We start from the raw sequence: 24575 nt of genomic DNA, 5'->3' as shown, positions 1-24575 counted from the left end.
GTCTCCTGAACCCTCCGCTTCTGATGGATCAGAAGCGGCAACGAGTTTGCTTCACGCGACCGGTCATCCCGCTCGAGAACGCTATAGTGTCCGAACCCGAAAGTTCGCCTTGGTTCTGCACAGCGAACCTCGCAACCACCGCACAAGCCGCCTATCAACTCAACTCATCGTGACGCATCAGGGCCGTAAGTCCCGAAAGCCGAGCGTCCGCATATGGGTTGAGATTCGGTGACCCGGGGTTCAATCGCAAAAGCACAGCCAGAACCCGCCTTTGCCGTCGACCGTCCGGCAGAAATATGGCCGGCCCCGTGGGTTGTCAACGGTGGCCGGAGCACCGATCCGAAGCGTTTGCGACAAAAGCGGCAGCGTCCGCCGGTCTGGGAGTTCATGATTTTGACAGAGTTTTCGCATTGCCAAGAACCCACGATTGAGCGAGTGTCCGCCCACATCCTCCTCCTGGAGATCAAGGATCCCATGACCATCTCATTGCCCGCAACAAAATATAGTCTGCGCGTTCGCCTGGCGTCGTCCGCTCTCGGCGGCTGCCTGGCCGCGGTCTTGTTCGTCGGCACGCCGCTCCACGCCGATGCGGATCCCGTGCTGGCAAAAGTTAACGGCGCCGAGATCCACCAGAGCGACGTTAATCTTGCCACGGAGGAACTGGGTCCGAGCCTCGCGCAGATGGATCCGGCGGCGAAGCAGGAGAATGTGCTGTCTTTCCTTATCGACATGAAGATCATCGCCAAGGCCGCAGAAGAAAAGAAAATTGAAAACAGCGAGGAGTTCAAAAAACGGCTCGCCTTCGCCCGCGACCGCCTGCTGATGGACCGACTGCTGGCATCCCAAGCTAAAGCGGCGATCACCGACGATGCCATGAAGACGGTCTATGCGGATGCCTCCAAGCAGATCACCAGCGAACAGGAGGTTCATGCGCGCCACATCCTGGTGCAGACAGAGGACGAGGCCAAGAAGATCGAGGACGAGTTGAAGAAGGGCGCAGACTTCGTCGAACTCGCCAAGAAAGAATCCAAGGATCCCGGCGCCTCCGACGGCGGCGACCTCGGCTTCTTTACCAAGGAGCAGATGGTACCGGAATTTTCAAAGGTCGCCTTCGCGCTGGAGCCCGGCAAGATTTCCGACCCGATCAAAACCCAGTTCGGCTGGCACATCATCAAGGTCGAGGAAAAGCGCGCCCGCAAGGCCCCCGACTTCGATGAGGTAAAGCCGCAAGTCGAGCAGTTTGTGACACGAAAGGCGCAGGCAGAATACGTCGCCAAGCTGCGCGAGGCCGCCAAGGTCGAGCGTATGGACAAGCCAGCCCACCCCGCGAATGCAAGCGGGGACAAGGCCAGCTCTGCCAAACCCGCGGACGGCAAAACGCCAGCGAAGAAGTAAAATTCGCTGTCGCGTCGTTGAAACCGATAGTATTGACAATCGTCATGGTCGGGCTCGTCCCGGCCATCCACGTCTTTGGAATCCGCTGAGCGCAAGAAAGACGTGGATGGCCGGAATAAATCCGGCCATGACGACGAAATTTGCTGTCGACAGGCCTCACACATGTCCACCGGCATTTCTCCCCTCGCCCCGACCGATGTCCCCGATATGCCCGAAATCGCGGGCGTACGCTTCGCGACCGCCGCTGCCGGCATCCGCTACAAGGGCCGCACCGATGTACTGCTGGCGCTGCTGGACAAGGGCACGACGGTGGCCGGGGTGTTCACCAAATCCAAATGCCCGTCGGCGCCGGTCGAGTGGTGCCGCACGCGGTTGAAGGGTGGGCGCGCGCGGGCCTTGGTGGTGAATTCGGGCAACGCCAACGCCTTCACCGGCAAAACCGGCCGCCAGGCTACCAAACTGACCGCCGACGTCGCCGCCAAAGCCGTCGGCTGCAAGGCAAGCGACATCTATCTCGCCTCGACCGGCGTGATCGGCGAGCCGCTCGACGCCACAAAATTCAACGGCGTGCTGGAGACATTGGCGCGCGACGCGACACCGGATCGCTGGATGGACGCGGCGCGCGCCATCATGACCACCGACACTTTCCCCAAGGTTGCAACCGCCAGGGTGAAGCTCGGCAAGGCGACCGTCACCATCAACGGCATCGCCAAGGGCGCTGGCATGATCGCACCCGACATGGCGACCATGCTCTCCTTCGTCTTTACCGATGCGCCGATAACGGCGACAGCATTGCAATCGCTGTTGAAAAGCGGTGTCGAGAACACTTTCAACGCCGTCACCATCGACAGCGACACCTCCACCTCCGATACGCTTCTGGCGTTCGCGACCGGCGCCGCAAGCGCCCGCGGCGCGCCGAAAATTACCCGCGCCAGCGATCCGCGCCTGAAAGCGTTCGCGAAAGCATTTCACGGCGTGCTGGCCGATCTCGCCGAACAGGTGGCGCGCGACGGCGAAGGCGCGCGCAAGCTGGTCGAGGTCATCGTCGAAGGCGCAACGTCGAAGGCATCGGCGCGCAGGATCGCCAAGTCGATCGCCAACTCGCCTCTGGTGAAGACCGCGATCGCCGGCGAGGACGCCAACTGGGGCCGCGTGGTGATGGCGGTGGGCAAGGCTGGAGAGCCGGCCGACCGCGACAAGCTGTCGATCTATTTCAACGGCATTCGTGTCGCCAAAAGCGGCGCGCGGGACCCGTCTTACGACGAGGCGGACGTCTCGAAAGCCATGAAGAACGACAAGATTCAGATCAAGACGACGCTAGGTCTCGGCAAGGGCCGCGACCGCGTGCTAACCTGCGACCTCACCAAGGAGTATGTCGCGATCAACGGCGATTACAGGTCGTGAAACTCACTCTCGTCGTCGCCTGCGCCCTGATCGACGCCGACAACCGGGTGCTGATCGCGCAGCGACCGGAAGGCAAGCAGCTTGCCGGCCTGTGGGAATTTCCCGGCGGCAAGTTCGAGCCTGGAGAACGCCCCGAAGAGGCGCTGATTCGTGAGCTGCGCGAGGAGCTCGGCATCGTCACGCAGGAGGGGTGCCTGGCGCCGCTGACCTTCGCGAGCCACGCTTACGAGAGCTTCCATCTCTTGATGCCGCTCTACATCTGCCGGCGCTGGGAAGGCACGGTGACCTCAAAAGAGGGGCAGGCGCTGAAGTGGGTTCGGGCCAATAAGCTTCGCGACTACCCGATGCCGCCCGCGGATATACCTCTTATTCCGCCGCTGGTTGATCTGTTGATGTGAGTTCGCGCCCCGGGCGTGGCGCAGCGCGAAACGGTGCTGTGTAGAGTCGAGACTCATGTACGGAATACGTTTCGGAAGTCCCGGTTCTGCGGAGCGGCATCGGGAATGCCGCATCGCGCCCGGGACACTATTTTTCAAGTCTTGCCACGCCCCTTTACCGCTTGCTCCAGGCTCGCTTTCGCCGAACCGGGCTGCAACGGCTTCTGCTGGCTCTCATGCGGCGCCCATCCCGAGAGCCAGACGATATCGAAGGTGGCGCGAATGCGGCCGTCGGGATCAGCGAAGCGTTCATGATAGATTTGCGCCATCCGCAACAGCGTCGCGCGGCGCAAAGGCGTCCGCCGCCGTTCGGTCATGATATTGGTCGCGCCCATGCGGCGCAGATCATGCATCAGCGCAAAAGCATCGTTATAGCGCACCATGACGCGGTCGACGTCCGTCACCGGCAGTGCGAAGCCCGCGCGTTGCAGCAGCGCGCCGACATCGCGAAGGTCGGCGAATGGCGCGACGCGCGGCGAGATGCCACCCTCAAGCTCCGCCTCGGCTATCGCGAACGCCTGACGCAGCTCGGTGAGCGTCTCACCGCCGATGGTGGCTGCCAGCAGAAAGCCGTCCGGCTTCAGGGCACGGCGGATCTGCACCAGCAGGCCCGGAAGATCATTGACAAATTGGAAGGCAAGTCCGGAGACGGCAAGATCGAGAGAGTCCGGCGCCAACCGCACGGCTTCGCTCTCGTCAATCGGGAGATCGACGCGGGCAAGCTCTCTGAGACGAGCCGCGAGCGCGCCGCGCACCTGATCGCCCGGCGTGCCGATATCCGCCGCGTGTTGAAAGTCGCGCAACACGGCATTCAGCCGCTCCGCCATATCCTCCGCGACGCGATCGAGCAAAAACGGCACCGCTCCCACTTCGGCCGCGCGTCTCTGCCGCACGCCCAGCAGGGTGCGATCGAACAAAACAGGCGGCGATGATTGGTTCGGAGCCATGCGGCTTGGTACGCCGATCATCCCGTCGCTGGCAATCCGCCGTAACGCGATTGCAAAGGACCTTCTTTGTCTGGCTTGAGTACCGCCACCTCGAGGAATAGCCTTCCGCTATGGATACCACAACGGACAACCTGGTTTCGCCGCAGCGAGCCAATCCGCTGCGCGGCGCATGGCGCGCGTGTCGCGACGTCATGTCCCATGCGGCGCGCTCGGCGCTGGACATCGCGCTGCCAACGCTCTGTGTCGCCTGCCGCGAACCGGTGGCTGGCGTCGGCGTCTGTGCGGATTGCTGGACGCAATTGTCGTTCATCGAACGTCCTTATTGTCCTCGCCTCGGCACGCCCTTTGTTTATGATCCGGGTTCCGGCATGCTGTCGATGGAGGCGATTGCCAATCCCCCGGCCTATCAGCGCGCCCGCGCTGCTGTACGCTATGACGACGTCGCCAAGGTCCTGGTTCATGCACTGAAGTATCAGGACCGCACCGATCTCGCGCCAGCGATGGGCCGCTGGATGGCTCGCGCGGGCTCGGAATTGCTCGACGGCGCCGACGTTCTGATCCCGGTGCCGCTGCACTGGCGACGCGGCTGGAGCCGGCGCTACAACCAATCGGGCGCGCTGGCGCGCGTCATCGCCCGACAATCCGGAATTCCGGTCGCGTCGGACGCGCTGCGGCGCACCCGCCCGACCCGGCAACAGGTTGGATTGTCGCGAAATGACCGCGCCCGCAATGTGCAGGGGGCGTTCAAAGTTGCGGCGGAACGCACCAGCCAGATCCAGGGCCGCCGCGTCATCCTGATCGACGACGTTCTGACGTCTGGCGCCACAGTGGATGCCTGCGCACGCGTCCTGCTGCGCGCGAAGGCCGCACAGGTCGATGTGCTGGTATTCGCGCGGGTTGTCGACACCATGAAAGCCCCCATATAATTGAGCTTTGACCCCGGAGCCTTGTTCTGTTTTCGCGGGCGAAAGGCAAGGACATGAACACCAAGCCCACGTTCGTCGCCGCAATGATCCAGATGCGAAGCGGTCTTTTTCCCGAGCCGAATTTCGATCAGGGTTCAAGGCTGATTCGCGAGGCGGCGGCACAGGGTGCTGACTTCGTGCAGACCCCCGAAGCCAGCAACATCATGCAGGCCGATCGCGTCGCACTCTTTGAGCATCTTCGGACCGAGGACGACGACCGCTCGCTTCGCGGTTATCGCGATCTTGCGCGCGAATTGAAAATTTACCTCAACGTCGGCTCGCTCGCATTGCGGCTCACGGCTGAGAAAGCCGTCAACCGCTCGTTTCTGATCGGACCGTCCGGCGACATCCTCGCGCGCTATGACAAGATTCACATGTTCGACATCGACCTCGGAGGCGGCGAAAGCTATCGGGAGTCGGCCAACTATCAGCCGGGCGAGACTGCCGTGATAACGGACCTGCCCTGGGGCAGGCTGGGCATGACGATCTGCTACGACGTCCGTTTTCCTGCGCTGTATCGCGCGCTGGCCGAAGCCGGCGCGTCGTTCCTCACGGTGCCAGCGGCCTTCACCAGGAAGACCGGCGAGGCGCATTGGCACACCCTGCTGCGCGCTCGCGCGATCGAGAACGGTTCCTTCGTGTTTGCCGCCGCCCAAGGGGGAATGCACGACAACAACCGCGAAACGTTCGGCCATTCGCTGATCGTCGATCCGTGGGGCACAGTGTTGGCCGAAGCGAGCGGCACCGAACCCGGCATCGTGTTGGCTACGATCGATCCGGCCAACGTCGCGACCGCGCGCAAGGCCGTACCCTCATTACAGCATGGGCGGCGCTTTTCCCTCGTCGACCATAAGTCGGCAAGCGACCATCTGCATCTTGTGCGAGGCTCTGCATGATCCGCTACACCCTGCGCTGCGAGCGGGGCCACACTTTCGAGAGCTGGTTTCAGAGCTCTTCGTCCTACGACGCGCAGGTCAAACGCAAGCTTGTGACCTGCGCGCTCTGCGGCTCGGCGAATGTCGAGAAGGCGATCATGGCGCCAAGGATCGCCGGCTCCAAGCGCCGCTCGCCGAGACTCGCAGCCGCTCCCGCATTTACGATAGACGAGCCTCCCGAGCGAGGAGGTTCGGCATGATCCGCTACAACCTGCGTTGCGACGGTGGCCATACCTTCGAAAGCTGGTTTCAGAGCTCGTCGGCCTATGATTCACAGGTCAAGCGCAAGCTTGTGACCTGCGCGATCTGCGGCTCTGCCAAGGTCGAGAAGGCGATCATGGCGCCGAGGATCGCCGGCACCAAAAAGCGCGGATCGGCGGCACCTGCGGACTCATCCACATCGGCAACAATGGCCGAGGGGCGCGAGCTGCGTGCCGAGCTCAAACAATTGCATGATCATCTCGTCAAGAACGCCGACAATGTCGGCGCGCGGTTTCCGAGCGAAGCTCGCAAAATGCATTACGGCGATATCGAGCATCGCCCGATCTACGGCGAGGCCTCGCCCGAGGAAGCGAGATCGCTGATCGAGGAAGGCGTCGAGGTCGGGTCGCTGCCGGTGCTGCGGGACAACCGGAACTAACGGGCGATGACGCTCACGCTTCCCTCCTGGCTGTTCTGGGCACTGCTGTCGGCGGCATTCGCGGCACTGACCGCCATCTTTGCCAAGGTCGGCGTCGAAGGCATCAATTCCGATCTCGCCACTTTCCTCCGCACCATTGTTGTCCTTGTCAGTCTCGGCCTGATCCTGTCGGCGACGGGGCAGTTCAGCCACCCCGGCCCAATCCCGACCCGGAGCTGGATTTTTCTCGTACTATCGGGACTGGCCACCGGTGCGTCGTGGCTCTGCTATTTTCGCGCGCTCAAGCTCGGTCCGGCCACACTGGTCGCGCCGATTGACAAGCTGAGCGTCGTACTGGTTGCCTTGTTCGGCGTCGTCTTTCTTGGCGAGCGCCCCTCGCCTAATGGCTGGATTGGAATCGCCCTGATCGCAGCCGGCGCCGTCATTATCGCCGTCAAACGCTAATTATACCGCGACCAACAGCCCAACGCCGATCACAATCAGCACGATGCCGCCGAACTCATGTAACGCAAGCGGCTGCTTGAACGAATAATATGACACCGCCTGCGCGAACAGCACCTCGACCAGCGCCAACGTCCGAACGTTGGCGGCGGCGGTGAGCGCGAACGCCAGGAACCAGAATTGCGAGGCGAACGCGCCCAAAAAACCCGCGAACAGCGATGGCCGCCACAGGCCGAGAATTCTTTTCGGTACGTCGGGCGCGCGCAACAACAGATACGCCGTCAGCACCGCCGTCTGCACGAATAGCCCGAACACCAGCGTGTAGGACGCCGCGGTGACGAACGACACGCCCGGCACGGCGATGATGGCGCCGCGAAAGCCGACCGCGGACAGGGCGAAGCAGGCGGCTGCGACCAGCCCCAACGCCGTCGGCTTGAGGTCGGCGAAGCCCTTGGCGCCGCCGGGACGGAGCGCGGTGATAACGACGCCCACGGTGGCGATCAGAATCGCGACCACCTTTAACAAGGTGAGATGATCGCCGAGAAACACAAACCCAAAGATCGCGGTCTGGATCGCTTCGGTCTTGAGGTACGCGATCGTCACCACGAACGAGTTGCCGTTCATCGCAAGCAGCATCAAGCCGGTGCCGACGATCTGGGTGAGCGCGCCGAGCAACAGCCATAGCCAGAAGGCGACGACGGGCCATGGGACCGGGTCCCCGGTGAACCCGATCACCATGGCGAAAAAGATCAGCGAGAACGGAAAGCCGAACAGGAAGCGGATGTTAGTCGCGCCCCACGTGCCGAGCGGACTGGTCAGCGACCGCTGCATCGCGTTACGCGCGACCTGTCCGAACGCTGCCGTGACGGTGAAGGGTATCCAGAGCGAGGCGACGGTGAACATGGAGGATGACTTCCAGGTCGTCCCTGCGAACTCAAGGGACCTTTAGCCCCTGCCCCACCTGGAGCAAAGGACCCTGGTGTCCAAGAGGTAAAGTCCTCGCCGTATGGGTCCCTGCGTGCGCAGGGACGACTCGTTGAGGGTTTGTACGCGACTCAAGCTGTTCAATCGAGCAAATCACCCAGATCGCACCATTCCAGATTATCGCGCTCGATCAATTCGATTTTCCAGTCCCGTTTCCAGCGCTTCAATTGCTTTTCGCGCGCAATGGCCTCGTCGGGCCGGTCGTAGCTTTCAACATAAACGAGGCGGTAGACTTTGTATTTCTGGACGAATTCGGACCCCTTCCCGCTGCGATGCTGCGCCAATCTCGCCAGCAGCGAATTGGTCACGCCGATATAAAGCGTTCCATGGCGACGGCTGGCAAGGATATAGACGTGATACATGCTGAGCCCGGCGCGCCTGTAGCCTATCTTCGTCGTCCCTGCGGACGCAGGGACCCATAATCCCAGACCTGTCTGTTATTAAAGGTGGCTGCCCGAGATATCGGAGACGAGTATCCTCGCCGTATGGGTCCCTGCGTCCGCAGGGACGACCATGTAGTCAGGCCGCGAACCCCGTCACCCCACCGCCTCCGCCACCACCATATAGTTGACGTCCATGTCGGACGACAGGCTCCACTTGTCCGCGAACGGGCTGTACACCACGCCGGACTGCTCGGTGATGCCGAGCCCGTTGCGCTCGAGGTGGCGCGCAAGTTCGTCCGGAGTAACGAACTTGTCCCACTGATGAGTACCGCGCGGCAGCCAGCGCAGCACATATTCGGCCGCGACAATGCCCAGAGCAAAACTCTTCCAGTTACGATTGAGGGTAGAGGCCACCATGATGCCGCCCGGCTTCAGCATCGCGGCGCAGCGATCCAGAAACAGCCCGACGTTAGCGACGTGCTCCACCACCTCCATCGCGAGGATGATGTCAAAGCGCTCTCGTACGTCCATGTCTTCCACGGTCGTGCAGCGATAATCGATCGACAGATGGGCTTTCTCGGCGTGGAGCTTCGCCGCCGAGATATTGGACGCGGAGGGATCGACCCCAATCACCTGCGCGCCGAGCCGCGTGAACGGCTCGCATAGAAGGCCCGCGCCGCAGCCGATATCAAGCAGCCGCAGGTCCGCCAGACAGTTCAGGCTGCGGACGCTGCGCTCGAACTTGCGGCAGGCGGCGTCGCGGATGAACTGGAGCCGCAGCGGGTTGATCCTGTGCAGCGGCGCCATCTTGCCGGTGGGATCCCACCACTCCTGCGACAGTTTTGAGAACTTCTCGATCTCGGCGCGATCGACGGTCGTTTCGGATGCGGCTGAAGAATTGGCGGAAGGGTCGGCTTGCATCGTCATTGCCGGGCGGCTCCTTGGGCGACGTGATGGGATTGCGGAACGCCGGCCGCGGCGGCGATGGTTCTGACCCTCTCAGCCCAGTCGTCGACCCCACATAGGGTTTCGTGCAAAACCTGCAAATGGGTCACCTCGGTCTTCATGGTCCGGCGGGCTGTGCAGTGCACATTGTTCGAATACAACATCGTCTCGTCCGGTTGCAGAATCGTTGATATGGCATCCTGCCGGCCTGCTTCACGCCGTTCCCTGGAGCGTCCGGCCGCCGCAGGACGACCGAAAGCCGGGTTGCCTGCCCGCATCCGCGCCGTTATGTATACGCGCCTTCTCGCCCGTGCGCCCCCGCTTTTCGCACTTCATCGAGTTGGCTTGTATCCAGAGCCTTCTTGTAGAGAGCCTTAGGAACGCACACCCGTCATGAGCCGGCTTGTGATGAAATTTGGCGGCACCTCCGTCGCCAATCTCGACCGTATCCGCAACGTCGCGCGGCATGTCAAACGCGAGGTCGATGCCGGCCACGACGTCGCGGTGGTGGTGTCGGCGATGTCGGGCAAGACCAACGAGCTGGTGGCATGGTGCAGGGACGCTTCGTCGATGCACGACGCGCGCGAATACGACGCCGTGGTGGCATCCGGCGAGCAGATCACCTCGGGGCTTTTGGCGATCGCGCTACAGGCGCTCGGCATTCAGGCACGCTCATGGCAGGGATGGCAGATCCCGATTCAGACCAGCGACGCCCACGCCTCGGCCCGCATTCTTGAAATCGACGGCAGTGAACTGGTCAACCGTTTCACGGAGCGCAAAGAGGTTGCCGTGATCGCCGGTTTTCAGGGAATCAGCCCGCAGACCGGCCGGATCACCACGCTTGGCCGCGGTGGCTCCGATACCTCGGCGGTGGCGATCGCCGCTGCCATCCGCGCCGACCGCTGCGACATCTACACCGATGTCGACGGCGTCTATACCACCGATCCACGGGTGGTCCCGAAAGCGCGCCGGCTCGACAGGATCGCGTTCGAGGACATGCTGGAACTGGCATCGCAGGGCGCCAAGGTGCTTCAGGTTCGTTCCGTGGAACTCGGCATGACCCAGAACATGCCGATTTTCGTCCGCTCCAGTTTCGACAAGCCGGAGGACATCGATCCCCATGGCACGCCGCCGGGTACGCTGATCTGCGGCGAGGAGGAAATCATGGAAAGCCACGTCGTTACCGGGATAGCCTTCTCCAAGGACGAGGCCCAGATCTCGGTCCGCCAGATCGAGGACAAGCCGGGCGTCGCCGCCTCGATCTTTGTCCCGCTTGCCGATGCCAATATCAACGTCGACATGATCGTCCAGAACGTCTCAGAGGATGGCAAGACCACCGACCTGACGTTCACGGTGCCTGCCTCCGACTATGCCCGCGCCAAGGAGACCATCACCGGCGCCAGGGACAAGATCGGTTATGCGCGCCTCGACAGCGCCACCGACGTCGCGAAGATCTCGGTAATCGGGTCCGGCATGCGTAGCCATGCCGGCGTCGCGGCGCAGGCGTTCAAGGCGCTGTCCGACAAGGGTATCAATATCCGCGCCATCACGACCTCGGAGATCAAGTTCTCGTTGCTGATCGATACCGCCTATACCGAACTCGCGGTACGGACCCTGCATACGCTCTACGGGCTCGATCAGACCTGAGACGCGCGCTTGCAGTCACCTCCATCGTCCTCGGCTGAGCCGGCGCGGCGCGGCCCCAGCGAAGCCCATTGTAGCGCGAACGCCGTTGCCGTTTTTCAGACCTTGTGCTCCTCAACGGCAGGCGTTTTGCTTGGCAAAATGGACGTCGATTGGCTATACGGCGAATGACATGGCCGTTGCGGCTGGGGCAACGACTTCAGACAATCGCGCTGCGCTTCTGACGCGGAATGTCGTTTTTTTAGGCTAATCCAAAAACTGGCTCGCAGGGGAAGGGACCGGGATATGCGGAGCGCGTCGAGCGGCCCCCGCGTCTTGTTGAGACGGCTCCGCGAGGTCATGGCGGAGCGGGTCAGCGCGCAAGAGCGTCTCGACAAGGTCGTGGTGCTGATCGCCGCCAATATGGTGGCGGAAGTATGCTCGACCTATGTGCTGCGCGTCGATAACACGTTGGAACTCTATGCGACTGAAGGCCTCAATCGCGATGCCGTGCATCGCACCGTTCTGACCGCGCACGAAGGCCTCGTCGGCCTGGTCGCAAGCGAAGCGACGCCACTGAACCTGTCGGACGCACGCAGTCATCCGGCATTCTCGTTCCACCCTGAAACCGGCGAAGAAATCTACAATTCGTTCCTCGGCGTGCCGATCCTGCGCTCGGGCAACACGCTTGGCGTGCTTGTTGTGCAGAATCGCGCCAAGCGCACTTATGTCGAGGAAGAGGTCGAAGCGCTTCAGACTACGGCGATGGTGCTCGCCGAGATGATCGCTTCCGGCGAACTGGCTGCCCTCGCGCAGCCCGGCCTTGAGCCTGCCACCCGCCACACGATCCACCAGGTTGGCGCGATCCTGTCCGATGGCATCGCGCTGGGCCATGTTGTGCTGCACGAACCGCGCGTCGTCATCACCAACTACATTGCCGACGATGTGCCAAAGGAGATCCGGCGGCTGGATACGGCGCTCTCCAAGCTGCGCGCCGATCTCGACCACCTGCTGGAGCGCGGCGACGTTGCTGACGGCGGCGAGCATCGCGAGGTGCTTGAGGCTTACCGGATGTTCGCCAACGACCATGGCTGGTCGCACAGGCTGCAGGAGGCGGTTGCAACCGGCTTGACGGCGGAGGCCGCTGTTGAGCGTGTGCAATCGGACACCCGCGCGCGAATGTTGCGCTCGACCGACCCTTATCTGCGTGATCGCCTTCATGACCTCGAGGATCTCGGCCACCGCTTGATGCGACAGCTGGTCGGGCAAGATCACGCGCCTTCCCGCGAGCAGCTCCCCGATAACGCGATCCTGATCGCGCGCGCCATGGGACCGGCGGCCCTGCTGGATTATGACCGCAAGCGGCTGCGCGGACTGGTGTTAGAGGAAGGCACGGCGACCTCACACGTTGCCATCGTCGCGCGCGCGCTGGGCATCCCCGCCGTCGGCGAGGTGCCGAACGCGGTCGGAATCGCCGATCCCGGCGACGCCATCATCGTCGACGGCACCTCTGGTTCGATTTACCTGCGGCCATCGGCGGAAATCGAGTCGGCCTATGCGGAGCGCGTGCGTTTTCGCGCCCGGCGGCAGGCGCAGTACATCGCCCTGCGCGACAAACCCTGCGTCACCAAGGACGGCGAACCGATCGATCTCATGATCAATGCGGGCCTCGTGATCGACCTTCCGCATATCGAGGACACCAATTGTTCTGGCATCGGACTGTTCCGGACCGAACTCCAATTCATGATCGGACAAAGCCTGCCGCGCGCAAGCGAGCAGCTTGCCCTGTACCGCACGGTGCTGGACGCTGCCGGCGACAAGCCGGTGACGTTCCGCACCCTCGACATTGGCGGCGACAAGGCGCTTCCCTATATGGAAGCCGCAGTTGAGGAAAATCCTGCGCTAGGCTGGCGCGCGATCAGGCTCGGGCTCGATCGTCCCGGCCTGCTGCGCGGCCAAATTCGCGCGCTGCTCCGCGCCGGAGGCGGTCGCGCGTTGCGCATCATGTTCCCGATGATCTCGGAAGTCGCCGAATTCGATCAGGCCAAAGCCATCGTCGAACGCGAACTTACCTATCTTCGCCAGCATGGCCACACGCTGCCGGAACGGGTGGATGTCGGCACCATGGTCGAAGTCCCCGCGCTGTTGTACCAGCTTGACGAATTGCTTGCGAAAGCCGATTTCGTCTCCGTTGGATCGAACGACCTGTTTCAATTCATGTTTGCAGTCGATCGCGGAAACAGCAAGGTGTCGAACCGCTTCGACACGCTCTCCTCCCCGATCCTGCGTGCGCTGCACGACATCGTGGTCAAGGCCCGGGCCGCGGGGAAAACCGCTTCGCTATGCGGGGAAATGGCATCGCAACCGCTGGGCGCGCTGGCTCTGATCGCGCTCGGCTATCGCTCGCTCTCGCTCTCGGCCACTGCACACGGTCCCGTCAAGGCCATGATACTCGATCTCGATACCAAAAAGGCGGAGGCGGCCATCATGCCGCTGCTCGAAGCGCCCTCCGGCAGCATTTCGATCCGCGACAAGCTCAAGAACTTCGCCGACGCCGAGGGGCTGTCGCTGTGACCTTTTTTTCGGTGATCGTCTCCCGAACCGGGACGTCGTTTTCCCTCCCCCCTCGCGGAAGAGCGTGCATGGGCGGCCAATGGCCGCCGTCACAGAACACACCGATGCTTTGGATCGGCCATGGTGAAGCGAGGGCGGGAAAAGCGAATTTGCCTGTCACGTACGAAAGCTTTCTCACCCGGCACGGACGTGGTCCGCGTCATCCTCTCCCGCAAGGGAAGGGGGAAAGAGGCCACTTCTGACAATGCTGCCCGAAGCCAAACTCGACCTCCTGCTGGTTCGCCACGCCGCGCTCGAAAACGAGCTGCTGAGCCAGGTCAGTGCTGACAGATACGTCCAGATGACGCGCGAATTGGCGGAACTCAATCCCATCGTGGATGCCGTCAGGAACTGGCGCGCTGTCACGACCGAGATTGCAGGAATCGACGCGATGATCGCCGATCCCGCCACGGACGCTGAGATGCGTGCGATGGCGGAGGCCGAGCGCCCCGCGCTGGAGGCGCGCAACAACGAACTTATGCAGAGTATCCGAGTAGCACTGCTGCCAAAGGACGCGATGGACGAACGCAACGTCATGCTCGAAGTCCGGGCTGGCACCGGCGGCGACGAGGCCTCATTGTTCGCTGGCGATTTGTTTCGAATGTACGAGCGCTTTGCAGCCCTGCTGGGATGGAAGGTGGAGGTGATCTCCGCAAGCGAGGGCACCATGGGCGGCTACAAGGAGATCGTCGCTCAGGTGCAGGGACGCGGCGCCTACGCCAAGATGAAATTTGAATCCGGCGTGCATCGTGTGCAGCGCGTGCCGGATACCGAAGCGCAGGGACGTGTCCATACCTCAGCGGCCACGGTGGCGGTGCTGCCCGAAGCCGAAGAGGTCGATGTGGAGATCAAGCCCGATGATCTGCGAATCGAAACCATGCGCGCGCAGGGCGCAGGCGGCCAACACGTCAACAAGACGGAATCGGCGATCCGCATCACCCACATCCCGACTGGCATCGTCGTCAACATGCAGGACAGCCGCTCACAGCACAAGAACCGCGCGTCGGCGATGAATATCCTGCGTTCCCGCATCTACGACGCCGAGCGGCAGCGCATCAATGCCGCGCGCTCGGCCGACCGCAAGGATCAGGTTGGATCGGGCGATCGTTCCGAGCGCATCCGCACCTACAATTTTCCGCAAGGCCGCGTCACGGACCACCGCATCAACCTGACACTTTACAAGCTGCCGCAGGTGATCGCCGGCGACGCGCTGCACGAATTGATCGATGCGTTGACCACAGAGCATCAGGCCGCGCAGCTGGCAGCCGAAGGTGGCCGGTGAACATTCCCCTATCGCGACGCGGCGTCTTTCTTTCCGTCTTCCCTGGCGGGAGAGGGAAAAAGCGATCACATGACCGCTTCGTTTGCCACTGAGACGATAGAGTCCGCGCGGCGGATGCTGACGGCACGCTTGGCGGCCGCGGGGATCGACAGTGCCGCGCTCGAAGCCCGCACACTCACCGGCGAAGTGCTGGGCCTCGATCTTACTGGACTGATCGCGCAAGGCTTGCGGAGACTCAACGAGGATGACGCGGCGCGCCTCGATGCTTTTGCACAACGCCGGCTTGCGGGCGAGCCCGTGGCGCGCATTCTTGGAAAGAAAGAGTTCTGGGGCCTGCCGCTGAAGTTGTCGGCGGACACGCTGGTACCTCGGGCCGACACTGAAACCGTGGTCGAGGCCGCGCTTGACGTTCTCCGCGCTGAAGGCCGGATCCAAGCTGCGCTCCGCATCGCGGACCTTGGCACCGGCAGCGGTGCGATCCTGCTCGCATTGCTGACCGAACTGCCGGCTGCCACCGGCGTCGGGACCGACCTGAGCGCCGCGGCACTCGACACGGCCAGAACCAATGCGCAAGGCGTCGGCCTCACGACGCGCGCGCAATTCCTGGTCAGCGATTATGGAGATGGTCTGTCAGGCCCATTCGACCTGATTGTCTCGAACCCGCCCTACATCCCGTCGGCCGACATCGCGATGCTGTCGCCAGAGGTACGCGACCACGATCCGCATCTCGCACTGGACGGCGGCCGCGACGGGCTTGATGCCTATCGCCGGATCGCGCCGCAGGCGGTGTCGCTGCTGGCGACCGACGGCCTCCTGGTGTTGGAGATCGGGCAAGGTCAGGACAGCGCCGTCAGCCGGCTGGCGACCGCGGCGGGGTTGGCGGTCATGGAATCGGCAAGGGTTGATCTCGCGGGTATCGGCCGCGCCATCGTGGCCCGCAAGATTGCCCTTAGAAAGCCCGATTGAGCCATAAAAAACCACTTGGAATATCCCTCGGGAGCGATTACGTTTCATGCACAATCATCGGTCCCGGGTTGGCCCCGCAGCTTTGCTGCTGGTGAGCCTTAGAGTTTTCGGACGAAAACCGGCCCGAGTGAACGGTTCCTAAAGGCAGGTCATATCGAGCGCGATGGCCGAGAGCTGCGCCGCTTGCGACCGCGAAGCGAACGAAAGCCTGAATACTGCGCTTGAACACTCACGCGAGAAAACCTGAGTTTGAAGTCTCTGGCTGAATGATCTGGCCGTGCTGGCGCCATGCGCCTGCCGGCGACCCGGGAACGCGTCTTTGCTATGGAGATGAGTGGCGGCCGATACGCGCTTTGCGTAGGCCGCGTCGAGGGGCGGGAAATCGCACCAAAACGATAGGGCAATACCCAAATACCCAAGCGAAAACTTCAAAGCTGGAACTTCAAGGCTGATAACTGAAGGCGGGACATGAGAAACGGTCAGAATAACAACAAGCGGATGCGTAACCGGAACAATAATAACAATAATAACAATAACAACCGGCGCGGCCAGAACCCGATGACACGGGTTTTCGAATCCAACGGCCCCGACATCAAGATCCGCGGCACCGCCTCTCACGTCGCCGAAAAATACGTCCAACTCGCCCGCGACGCTCGCTCATCCGGCGATCCCGTGGCCGCCGAAAACTACTATCAACATGCGGAGCATTATTTCCGCCTGATCGCCGCAGCGCAGGAACAGTTTCGCCAAAGCCAGCCGCAGCAACAGCCGCGAACCGACGTCGATGTCACGGATGAAGCGGGTGACGACGACAGCGAAAACTACTCGAATTTTGGAGCGGAGCCCGGCTTCGTTCCGGTTCAGCAACCGCGTGACAATCATCAGCGCGAGGCGCAGCCCTACCAGCGCGATCAGCAGCAGCCCCGAGAATATCGTCAGCCCCGGCCGGCGATGGAGCCCGCCGACAATGGCGGCGTCGATCGCCTCCCGTCGTTCATTACGGGATCTCAGCCGCAGGTGAATGGCGGCCGGTTCGAAGGCAACGGCCATCAGGGCGGCGAGCGCAGCGACCGCTTCCCGCCACGCCGTCGCCGACGTCCGCATGGCCCGCGGCCGGACGGCATGGTGCAGCCGCCGGCTCCGAGCGAGGACTTCAATCCCGGAAACGAATAGCGATTCACCTCACCTGTTCTGGGCGGGTGAACCACTCGGATCACGATCGGATATATCACTCCTCGGCGTTACACGAGGACGGCGCGAGCGTTGGCTGCAACACCGGGATCAGCCGGCTGTGCTCCCGTTTCGCGGCAATGGGCCGGTAAACTTGCTTGGTTGCCTCAACGATGTGAACGCCGGCAAACGGCAGCGACAGTGCCGCGCCGATGCGCTCCCACGCCGCGGCCGAGCGCAGGAACCAGTTGCCATTGATCGGCGGGACGAATAGCGCCTCGCCCCAGGCGGACGGCGTGAACCATGTCTGCCGCAGCAGTTGAGTGATCTGCGAGCGCGAATAAGGCTGACCGTGGCCGAACGGCGTTGTATCGGTACGGGTCCAGATACCCCGGCGATTGGGAACGATCACCATCATTCGGCCAGACGGCGAAAGAATTCGCCACACCTCGCGCAGGAGACTTTCCGGATCGTCCGACACTTCCAGCGCATGAACCAGCAAGATCCGGTCTGCGACCGCGTCCTGCAGCGGCAACGAAAATTCATCGACCAGGGTCGCCAGCGCCGGCCGCGCCGTCGGCCATTTCAAGACGCCCTGGGCCGCCGGCATCAAGGCGATACAGCGCTCGCACTCCTCGCGGAACAGACCGAGGTAAGGAGTGGGATAGCCAAGGCCGACCACGCACTGCCCCTCCAAACTCGGCCAGTGTGCATGAATGGCGCGATTGATCAGCCGCCGGGCCACCATGCCGAGACGTTGCGCGTAGAAATCACGAAGGTCGATGACGTCGATCGCCATGTCCACATCTACCATGTTGCCGGCAAGCCGGGCACCCCCGCCCTGCCGATTTGTGCAATCGTAAACTGCCGTTAACGGCTTGTTTCGCCACGCAATTGCCTATGCTATAGCGTTTCCGAGCGAGCATGTCTTCGGGATCGACCTGAGGATGTCTACGGATCCCGCAAGATCAAGATAACGTGTCAAAACAAAAGCTCGAGCGGCTCGATCCCCTCAAAGCCGTAATAGTTCTAGTCTGGTTTTCCCGGAGTTCGCGTCATTTTCCCCGCAAGTCCGACGAGCGAACTCCGCGGCCGGGACACTCGCGTCGACCTCTCGGACTCACGGAGACGACATGACCGCCGATATCCGCCTGTTCACCTGCCTCACCGATAATTTCGGCGCGCTGATTCACGACCCCGCAACTGATGCGACCGCCGCGATCGACGCGCCGGACGCCGAACCGATCATCCAGGCGCTGGATCGCGAAGGCTGGATGCTGACCGATATTCTGGTCACCCATCATCACAGCGATCATGTCGGCGGCATCACGAAACTGAAACAGAAATACAATTGCCGGGTGGTCGCACCGCATGACAGGGGCGCCGGAATCGCCAACGTCGATCTGCGAGTCGGCCAGGGCGACATCGTCAAGGTCGGAACGCTGCTGGGACGCGTGCTGGAAACGCCCGGTCACACGCTGGACCACGTCAGTTACGTGTTCGACGACGAGAAGGTGGTCTTCGCCGCCGATACTCTGTTCTCGATCGGCTGCGGCCGGGTTTTCGAGGGCACCTATCCAATGATGTGGGACTCGCTTTTGAAGCTGCGCGCGCTGCCCGACGATTTCCGGCTCTATTGCGGCCACGAATACACCGCATCAAACGTGAAATTCGCGCTGACCATCGAGCCGAATAATCCGGTTCTCAAGGCCCGCGCCGAGGAGGTCACGCGGCTGCGCGCCGAGGGCAAGCCGACGGTGCCGACCCTGATGGGCGAGGAGAAGAAGGCCAACGTATTCCTGCGCGCCGATGATCCTGCGGTGGCGGCCGGAGTGCACATGAAAGGAGCCAGCGGAGCCGACGTGTTCACCGAGTTACGCGAACGCAAGAACAAGTGGTGAGCGCATGATGTCCATGCCCGCGCCGGGCCGACACCACCAGCTAAAATAGCGTGCGCTGTCGCATCGCGGCTGACAGCGTCCCTTCATCGAGATAATCGAGTTCACCCCCCACTGGAACGCCGTGGGCGAGCCGCGTGACCTTCACGTTGGCGTCGCCAAGCAGATCGGTGATGTAATGCGCTGTGGTCTGGCCGTCGACGGTCGCGTTCAGCGCCAGGACGATTTCCGCTACACGCGGATCATGCGCCCGCGACACCAGCGCATCGATCGTCAGGTCCTGTGGACCGACGCCATCGAGCGGTGACAGCGTCGCTCCCAGCACGTGATAGAATCCGTTGGTGGCGCCGGCGCGCTCCAGCGCCCAGAGATCCGCCACATCGGCAACCACGACGATGATAGACGGATCACGCCGGGCATCCGTGCATACCGTGCAGGGGCTGCGGGTGTCGATGTTACCGCAGGTTTCGCAGACCCGGATCCTGTCGATTGCAACCTGCAGCGCGCCTGCCAGAGGCGTCATCAACGCCTCGCGTTTCTTGATCAGATGCAGCGCCGCCCGCCGCGCCGAGCGCGGGCCAAGCCCCGGCAGCCGCGCAAGCAACTGGATCAAACGATCGATCTCAGGTCCAGTGACGGCGGTCGGCATCTCTTAGGGTTTCCGAATCCGAAATTCGCCAAAGTGCACTGCGCCCCTTCGCGAATTTCGATTCGAAGGACACTAGCGCCTTTTTCGCTTCTGACAGAATCAGAAACATGGCTCTATGATTGATCTGACGCGTCTTCTTCACGCGCACCTGAGTGGTCCGATTTCAACATTCGCATCGTGCTACCGATCACGAGAACCCCAGGCCGGGCGGCAGACCAAGGCCGCCGGTCAATGTCTGCATCTTCTCCTGCATTGCGACCTCCGCCTTACGGCGCGCATCGCCAAGCGCGGTCACGACAAGATCTTCGAGAATTTCACGTTCGTCTGGCTTAATTAGAGACGGATCGATCGAGATCCCCTTGACATCCATCTTGGCGGTCATCCGCACAGTGACAAGACCGCCGCCGGACGTGCCCTCGACCTCAATGTGGTCGAGCTCGTCCTGCATCGCCTTCATCTTGGATTGGAATTGAGCCGCCTGCTTCATCATGCCGAGAAAATCAGCCATCAAAAAGTTCCTTTTCTTGCTGGAGCCTTTCCGCTTCCTGGTACCAGAAGCGGAAAGGCCCTAATCGTTGCTGTCGAGATCGTCGGCCGGCTCGTCAGGAACGGCATCGGAATCCGGCGACGACAAAGCGAACTTGCGTACCTCGACCACTTTGGCGCCGGGAAAACGCGCCAGCACATCCTGCACGCGCGGGTCGGCCTCAGCGGCGCGCTCCCGTTCGTTTTTTTGCAGCAACGCCTGGGAGCGCAATGTCGGCTGGCCCGGCTCGTTGGAAACGATCACCGTCCAGCGCCGGCCTGTCCACTGTTCCAGCTTGCGCGAAAGATCGTTCACCAGCGTGCGCGCCGCACTGCGCTCCAGCGCGATCTCAAGCCGGCCGTCCTCCATCCGGACTAACCGCATGTCGGCCTCGAGCGCCGCCTTGATAATCAAATCGCGTTTTTCGCCGGCGAGCGCCACGAGTTCGGTAAAGCTTTCGATGGCTGTCACCGGACTCGCATCCGCTCTATCGGCCACCGGCGCGATGGCTTGCGGGCGAGCCGGTTCTGCTGCGGCGCGCGGCGACAATGAACGCGCAGCCGACGATCGGGCGGATGACACCGATCCTGAACTCGATCTGGGCGGCGCGGCGTTGTTCGGGACAACTGGCGATTCGCCGCCATTGCGATCCAGCAGCCGGATCGCCTCATCGGGCGGCGGAAGGTCCGCGACATAGGCGATGCGCACCAGCACCATCTCGGCCGCGGCCGCCGGCCGCGTCGCGCCCTGAACTTCTGCGATCCCTTTCAGCAGCATCTGCCACATCCGCGACAACACGCGCATCGACAGTTTCACGGCAAAATCGCGAGCGCGCAGACGCTCCGTTTCCCCGAATGAGACATTGTCGGCGATCGCCGGAACAATCTTGACGCGGGTTACGAAGTTGACGAACTCGGCCAGATCACTGAGCACCACGACCGGATCGGCGCCGGTATCGTACTGGTCGCGAAACTCGCCGAATGCGCTCGCGATGTCGCCTCGCGCTAGTGCCTCGAACAGATCGATGACCCGCGTACGGTCAGCAAGTCCCAGCATTTGCCGTACAGCATCGGCCCGAACCACGCCAGCCGCATGGGCGATGGCCTGATCGAACAGCGACAGGGAATCGCGCACCGAGCCTTCGGCCGCCCTCGCCACGATGCCGAGCGCCTCCGGCTCCACCTCGACGTTCTCTTTCGCCGCAATATTGGTGAGGTGCGCCATCAGCACCTCGGCTTCGACACGTCGAAGATCAAACCGTTGGCAGCGCGACAGCACCGTCACCGGAACCTTCCGGATCTCGGTGGTCGCGAACACGAATTTCGCGTGCTCCGGCGGCTCCTCCAGCGTCTTCAGGAACGCATTGAAGGCCGCCGTCGAAAGCATGTGAACTTCGTCGATGATGTAGACCTTGTAGCGAGCGCTCGACGGCGCATAGCGCACGCTGTCGTTGATCTGCCTGACGTCATCGACGCCGGTATGAGAGGCCGCGTCCATCTCCAGCACATCGATATGCCGGCTTTCCATAATGGCCCGACAATGAACGCCGAGTTGCGGCATCCGAATCGTCGGTCCTTGCACCGAGCCGTCCGCAAGCTCGTAGTTCAGCGCGCGGGCAAGAATACGCGCGGTGGTGGTTTTTCCCACGCCGCGCACGCCGGTCAGGATCCAGGCCTGCGGAATCCGCCCCGTTTCGAACGCATTGGACACCGTGCGCACCAGCGCCTCCTGTCCGATGAGGTCGTCAAAGCTGGAGGGGCGGTACTTGCGCGCCAGCACCCGGTACTGCGCGCTCGTTTCCGATGGCATCACGCCGAGGTCGAGGCCGGTTTGACCGGCGGCGTCATCGGGGAGCGTTGAGGGATGGCCAGCATCGGTCATTGAGCGATCCGCAATTTTCTCTCTCGAAGCCGGCTTGCGGAACAACGAAGCGAACCTTCGGACCGCGCCTATCCGGCGCTGGCAATTTCCGAAAAACATGGTTCGCCCAAAAGAGGTAGGAGACTGACGAGCGACCCGATCCGGACCTCGTTAGGGCTGCTTCCTTCCGGATCTGACCCGGTTGGCGAGTGGCTCGTCCACCGCCAATCTCCCAATTCCTATTTGGGGCCAAAAGCCCAGGAAAGCAAGCAGCGAGGACGACCCCGGAACGAGCCGTCTGAACCATTGACCTCGGCGGATCGCCGCGCCAGTTTGCATCGGCCGTCCTCAAAAAGTGTCCGCGAACGATGTCCGAAGCCTGGTCGCTTCACCCGCAGCTGGAGGAGGACACGGTCTCCATCAGCGACCTGCCGCTCAGCCGTCTGCTGCTCAGCAAGGATGCCAGCTATCCCTGGCTTATTCTGGTGCCAAGACGAGCTGGTGCGATCGAGATCATCGACCTTGATCGCGACGATCGCGCACTCTTGATGACGGAAATCGGTCAGGCGTCAGAAGCACTCAAGGACATCACAGGTTGCGACAAACTCAACGTGGCCGCGCTCGGCAATCAGGTGCCCCAGCTTCACGTCCATATCATCGCGCGTCGCAAAGGAGACTTTGCATGGCCCCGCCCGGTCTGGGGCGTGGCGCCCGCGCTCGCATACAAGGCAGCAGAACTCGAAGCATTCTTGGGTGCTCTCAGGCGCAGGACAGGGCTCGGCGAGACCATTGTTAGAATTCCGGCCGACGGAACCTGAGCAAAACCTGCCGGTTTAACCGCTTGTCCCGATCTTCCTCATTGGCAAGGATTTCCGCATGATGAAAAAGCCACGCATCCTGTGTATCGGCATGCCAGTGCGCGACCTGACCTTTCACGTGCAAGGCCTCCCGAAACGCGGCTTGAAGATCGGCGCCAAGCGCTTCGAGGAAATCGCCGGCGGCAACGCATTCAATGCGGCGGTCGCCATTTCCCGGCTCGATGGCGGAGTGGCGTTTTGCGGCCCCATGGGGGACGCCAGCGAAACATCCAGCCGCTACATCTTCGACAAGGCGGCAGAGCTCGGCATCGCGATGCAGGACATCGTTCACATGCCCGGTCTGGTGACGCCGATCTCCACCGTCATAATCGATCCGGGCGGCGAGCGAACCATCATCACCTTCCGCGATCCCGAATTGTGGAAAGTGCGTTTACCCGAGGCTGACAGAATGCTCAGCGATTGCGACGCCATCCTTGCTGAAAGTCGATGCGCGGCGTTCTGCACCGGTCTTTGCGCTGAAGCGCGGCGCCGCGGCATCCCGGTCGTGATCGATGTCGATTCCGCCATGTCAATGCGCGAGGGTCTGCTCACTGCATCCTCACATCTGATTTTCTCGAGTGAAGCCCTTCAGGCCACTGCCGACATCGCCGACGACGCGGCAGCATTGCAGAAGCTCGCCAAGGTCACTCCAGCCTTCCTAGCCGGAACGCGCGGCTCCCAAGGAACAGTGTGGCTCGATCCGAATGGCGGCGGCCTCCGCCAGACCGCCGCCTTCCCCGTCCACACCGTGGACACATTGGGCGCCGGAGACGTCTTCCATGGCGCTTTCACTCTCGCCATGACCGAGAATCAGGATCTTGAAGACGCACTCAGGTTCGCTTCCGCCGCAGCCGCCATCAAATGCACCCGCTTCGGCGGCGCCTTCGCCTGCCCGCAACGTGCTGAAGTGGAAGCCTTTTTAGAGCACGGCGGTTCGAACTGAGCCGAGCCCCGCTGACGACACTTGCATTGGAATATTTTTCTATATATGAGCTTGAATAACCTCAATATTGGAATAATGTTCTAGCCATGAGCGATCTTGCCCTTCAGACCATTGAATCCGGTCGCCGCCTCGACGCCATCGACCGCAAGATTCTCACCGTGCTCCAGGAGGACGCATCCCTGTCGGTAGCCGAGATCGGCGACCGGGTCGGTTTGTCCTCGACGCCCTGCTGGAAGCGTATCCAGCGGCTCGAAGCCGACGACATCATTCTGCGCCGCGTGGCGCTGGTCGATCAGAACAAGATCGGGCTCGGCATAACAGTGTTCGTATCGGTTGAAAGCGGCGACCACTCGGATACGTGGCTAACAACCTTCGCCAATGCGGTCCGCGCGATGCCCGAGGTGATGGAGCTCTACCGCATGGCGGGCGACGTCGATTACATGCTGCGCGTCGTGGTCGCCGACATGGCGAGCTACGACCTCTTTTACAAGAAGCTGATTAGTTCGGTCGCGCTGAAGAACGTCACCTCCCGATTCGCGATGGAGAAGATCAAATCGGTGACGGCACTGCCGGTGCCGGCGGCAAGCGCAGTGTAGTCGGCACGGCCTTCGTCGGAAATGCTCTGCCACGTCATTGCGAGGAGCGTTGGCGACGAAACAATCCAGTTCTTTTTTGCCGCCTGGATTGCTTCGCTTCGCTCGCAATGACGGAC

Annotated in this window: 24 protein-coding genes, 1 other RNA gene and 1 pseudogene; 17 read left to right on the top strand and 9 right to left on the bottom strand. The window is 62.2% G+C overall.

Features of this window, described 5'->3' with window-relative positions:
* Positions 1-474 precede the first annotated feature (474 nt).
* The 3 genes from GGQ85_RS05725 to mutT all read left to right on the top strand — a co-directional run bounded on the left by GGQ85_RS05725 (position 475) and on the right by mutT (position 3197).
* Complete coding sequence (locus GGQ85_RS05725; RefSeq protein ID WP_309773737.1) at positions 475-1395, top strand: peptidylprolyl isomerase; 921 nt, start codon at positions 475-477, stop codon at positions 1393-1395.
* Positions 1396-1557: 162 nt separating this feature from the next.
* Entirely contained in the window at positions 1558-2799 is a 1242-nt protein-coding gene (gene argJ / locus GGQ85_RS05720) for a bifunctional glutamate N-acetyltransferase/amino-acid acetyltransferase ArgJ (protein WP_309773736.1), read from the top strand.
* A complete protein-coding gene (mutT, locus tag GGQ85_RS05715; protein ID WP_041344661.1) occupies positions 2796-3197 on the top strand; it encodes an 8-oxo-dGTP diphosphatase MutT in 402 nt (133 codons plus the stop codon). Before argJ ends, mutT begins: the two co-directional genes overlap by 4 nt.
* A 134-nt stretch (positions 3198-3331) precedes the next feature.
* Here the strand turns inward: mutT and GGQ85_RS05710 are convergent, their stop codons facing one another.
* Complete coding sequence (locus GGQ85_RS05710; RefSeq protein ID WP_309773735.1) at positions 3332-4183, bottom strand: methyltransferase domain-containing protein; 852 nt, start codon at positions 4181-4183, stop codon at positions 3332-3334.
* Positions 4184-4293: 110 nt separating this feature from the next.
* Here GGQ85_RS05710 and GGQ85_RS05705 point away from each other — a divergent pair, with 110 nt between their 5' ends.
* The 5 genes and pseudogenes from GGQ85_RS05705 (at position 4294) to GGQ85_RS05685 (ending at position 7167) form a co-directional block, all read left to right on the top strand.
* The gene (locus GGQ85_RS05705) at positions 4294-5109 is read left to right on the top strand and encodes a ComF family protein (protein ID WP_309773734.1); all 816 of its coding nucleotides are present in this window, start codon (positions 4294-4296) and stop codon (positions 5107-5109) included.
* Positions 5110-5162: 53 nt separating this feature from the next.
* Positions 5163-6044: a carbon-nitrogen hydrolase family protein gene (locus tag GGQ85_RS05700; RefSeq protein WP_309773732.1), complete on the top strand. Its 882-nt coding sequence runs from the start codon at positions 5163-5165 to the stop codon at positions 6042-6044.
* Positions 6041-6220, top strand: a pseudogene (locus GGQ85_RS05695) (DUF1178 family protein); the annotation flags it as partial. The gene GGQ85_RS05700 and the pseudogene GGQ85_RS05695, both read left to right, overlap by 4 nt.
* A 59-nt stretch (positions 6221-6279) precedes the next feature.
* Entirely contained in the window at positions 6280-6723 is a 444-nt protein-coding gene (locus GGQ85_RS05690; protein ID WP_079445452.1) for a DUF1178 family protein, read from the top strand.
* Positions 6724-6729: 6 nt separating this feature from the next.
* The gene (locus tag GGQ85_RS05685) at positions 6730-7167 is read left to right on the top strand and encodes an EamA family transporter (protein ID WP_309773731.1); all 438 of its coding nucleotides are present in this window, start codon (positions 6730-6732) and stop codon (positions 7165-7167) included.
* Here the strand turns inward: GGQ85_RS05685 and GGQ85_RS05680 are convergent, their stop codons facing one another.
* The 3 genes from GGQ85_RS05680 to ubiG all read right to left on the bottom strand — a co-directional run bounded on the left by GGQ85_RS05680 (position 7168) and on the right by ubiG (position 9458).
* Positions 7168-8067: an EamA family transporter gene (locus GGQ85_RS05680; protein WP_309773730.1), complete on the bottom strand. Its 900-nt coding sequence runs from the start codon at positions 8065-8067 to the stop codon at positions 7168-7170.
* 161 nt (positions 8068-8228) lie between these two features.
* Positions 8229-8510, bottom strand: coding sequence for a GIY-YIG nuclease family protein (locus GGQ85_RS05675; RefSeq protein ID WP_309773729.1), 282 nt, complete (start codon positions 8508-8510; stop codon positions 8229-8231).
* Positions 8511-8684: 174 nt separating this feature from the next.
* A complete protein-coding gene (gene ubiG, locus GGQ85_RS05670; RefSeq protein ID WP_309773728.1) occupies positions 8685-9458 on the bottom strand; it encodes a bifunctional 2-polyprenyl-6-hydroxyphenol methylase/3-demethylubiquinol 3-O-methyltransferase UbiG in 774 nt (257 codons plus the stop codon).
* Between the two features lie 411 nt (positions 9459-9869).
* Here ubiG and GGQ85_RS05665 point away from each other — a divergent pair, with 411 nt between their 5' ends.
* From GGQ85_RS05665 to GGQ85_RS05645, 5 genes are all read left to right on the top strand, one after another.
* A complete protein-coding gene (locus tag GGQ85_RS05665) occupies positions 9870-11123 on the top strand; it encodes an aspartate kinase (protein ID WP_079445447.1) in 1254 nt (417 codons plus the stop codon).
* Positions 11124-11405: 282 nt separating this feature from the next.
* Positions 11406-13673 (top strand): phosphoenolpyruvate--protein phosphotransferase, encoded by a 2268-nt coding sequence (ptsP, locus tag GGQ85_RS05660; RefSeq protein WP_309773727.1) that lies wholly within the window; start codon positions 11406-11408, stop codon positions 13671-13673.
* A 244-nt stretch (positions 13674-13917) separates the two neighbouring features.
* Positions 13918-14994 (top strand): peptide chain release factor 1, encoded by a 1077-nt coding sequence (prfA, locus tag GGQ85_RS05655; RefSeq protein WP_173815890.1) that lies wholly within the window; start codon positions 13918-13920, stop codon positions 14992-14994.
* Between the two features lie 69 nt (positions 14995-15063).
* Positions 15064-15960 (top strand): peptide chain release factor N(5)-glutamine methyltransferase, encoded by an 897-nt coding sequence (prmC, locus tag GGQ85_RS05650; protein ID WP_079445444.1) that lies wholly within the window; start codon positions 15064-15066, stop codon positions 15958-15960.
* Between the two features lie 468 nt (positions 15961-16428).
* Positions 16429-17133 carry a DUF4167 domain-containing protein gene (locus GGQ85_RS05645; RefSeq protein ID WP_079445442.1) on the top strand — a complete coding sequence of 235 codons (705 nt, stop codon included), beginning with the start codon at positions 16429-16431 and terminating at the stop codon, positions 17131-17133.
* Between the two features lie 55 nt (positions 17134-17188).
* Here GGQ85_RS05645 and GGQ85_RS05640 read toward each other — a convergent pair whose 3' ends face one another.
* Positions 17189-17929, bottom strand: coding sequence for a methyltransferase domain-containing protein (locus GGQ85_RS05640; RefSeq protein WP_079445441.1), 741 nt, complete (start codon positions 17927-17929; stop codon positions 17189-17191).
* A gap of 334 nt (positions 17930-18263) precedes the next feature.
* Between GGQ85_RS05640 and gloB the strand changes: the two genes are divergently transcribed.
* On the top strand, positions 18264-19031 hold the full coding sequence (gene gloB, locus GGQ85_RS05635; protein ID WP_309773726.1) for a hydroxyacylglutathione hydrolase: 768 nt from the start codon (positions 18264-18266) through the stop codon (positions 19029-19031).
* Between the two features lie 40 nt (positions 19032-19071).
* Here the strand turns inward: gloB and recR are convergent, their stop codons facing one another.
* From recR to ffs, 4 genes are all read right to left on the bottom strand, one after another.
* Positions 19072-19677, bottom strand: coding sequence for a recombination mediator RecR (gene recR / locus GGQ85_RS05630; protein ID WP_079445439.1), 606 nt, complete (start codon positions 19675-19677; stop codon positions 19072-19074).
* 187 nt (positions 19678-19864) lie between these two features.
* The gene (locus GGQ85_RS05625) at positions 19865-20185 is read right to left on the bottom strand and encodes a YbaB/EbfC family nucleoid-associated protein (protein ID WP_079445438.1); all 321 of its coding nucleotides are present in this window, start codon (positions 20183-20185) and stop codon (positions 19865-19867) included.
* 60 nt (positions 20186-20245) lie between these two features.
* Positions 20246-22084, bottom strand: coding sequence for a DNA polymerase III subunit gamma/tau (locus GGQ85_RS05620; protein ID WP_309773725.1), 1839 nt, complete (start codon positions 22082-22084; stop codon positions 20246-20248).
* Positions 22085-22199: 115 nt separating this feature from the next.
* Positions 22200-22296, bottom strand: an RNA gene (gene ffs / locus GGQ85_RS05615) — signal recognition particle sRNA small type.
* 135 nt (positions 22297-22431) lie between these two features.
* Between ffs and GGQ85_RS05610 the strand changes: the two genes are divergently transcribed.
* The 3 genes from GGQ85_RS05610 to GGQ85_RS05600 all read left to right on the top strand — a co-directional run bounded on the left by GGQ85_RS05610 (position 22432) and on the right by GGQ85_RS05600 (position 24459).
* Entirely contained in the window at positions 22432-22881 is a 450-nt protein-coding gene (locus GGQ85_RS05610) for an HIT domain-containing protein (protein ID WP_309773724.1), read from the top strand.
* Between the two features lie 58 nt (positions 22882-22939).
* Positions 22940-23863: a sugar kinase gene (locus GGQ85_RS05605; protein ID WP_309773723.1), complete on the top strand. Its 924-nt coding sequence runs from the start codon at positions 22940-22942 to the stop codon at positions 23861-23863.
* Between the two features lie 86 nt (positions 23864-23949).
* Positions 23950-24459 carry an Lrp/AsnC family transcriptional regulator gene (locus tag GGQ85_RS05600; protein WP_079445434.1) on the top strand — a complete coding sequence of 170 codons (510 nt, stop codon included), beginning with the start codon at positions 23950-23952 and terminating at the stop codon, positions 24457-24459.
* Positions 24460-24575 lie beyond the last annotated feature (116 nt).

This window comes from Nitrobacter vulgaris (assembly GCF_031453995.1).
Classification (GTDB): Bacteria; Pseudomonadota; Alphaproteobacteria; order Rhizobiales; family Xanthobacteraceae; genus Nitrobacter; species Nitrobacter vulgaris.
Note: the sequence above shows the minus strand (reverse complement) of the source record. Positions and strands in the feature narration are given on the sequence as shown.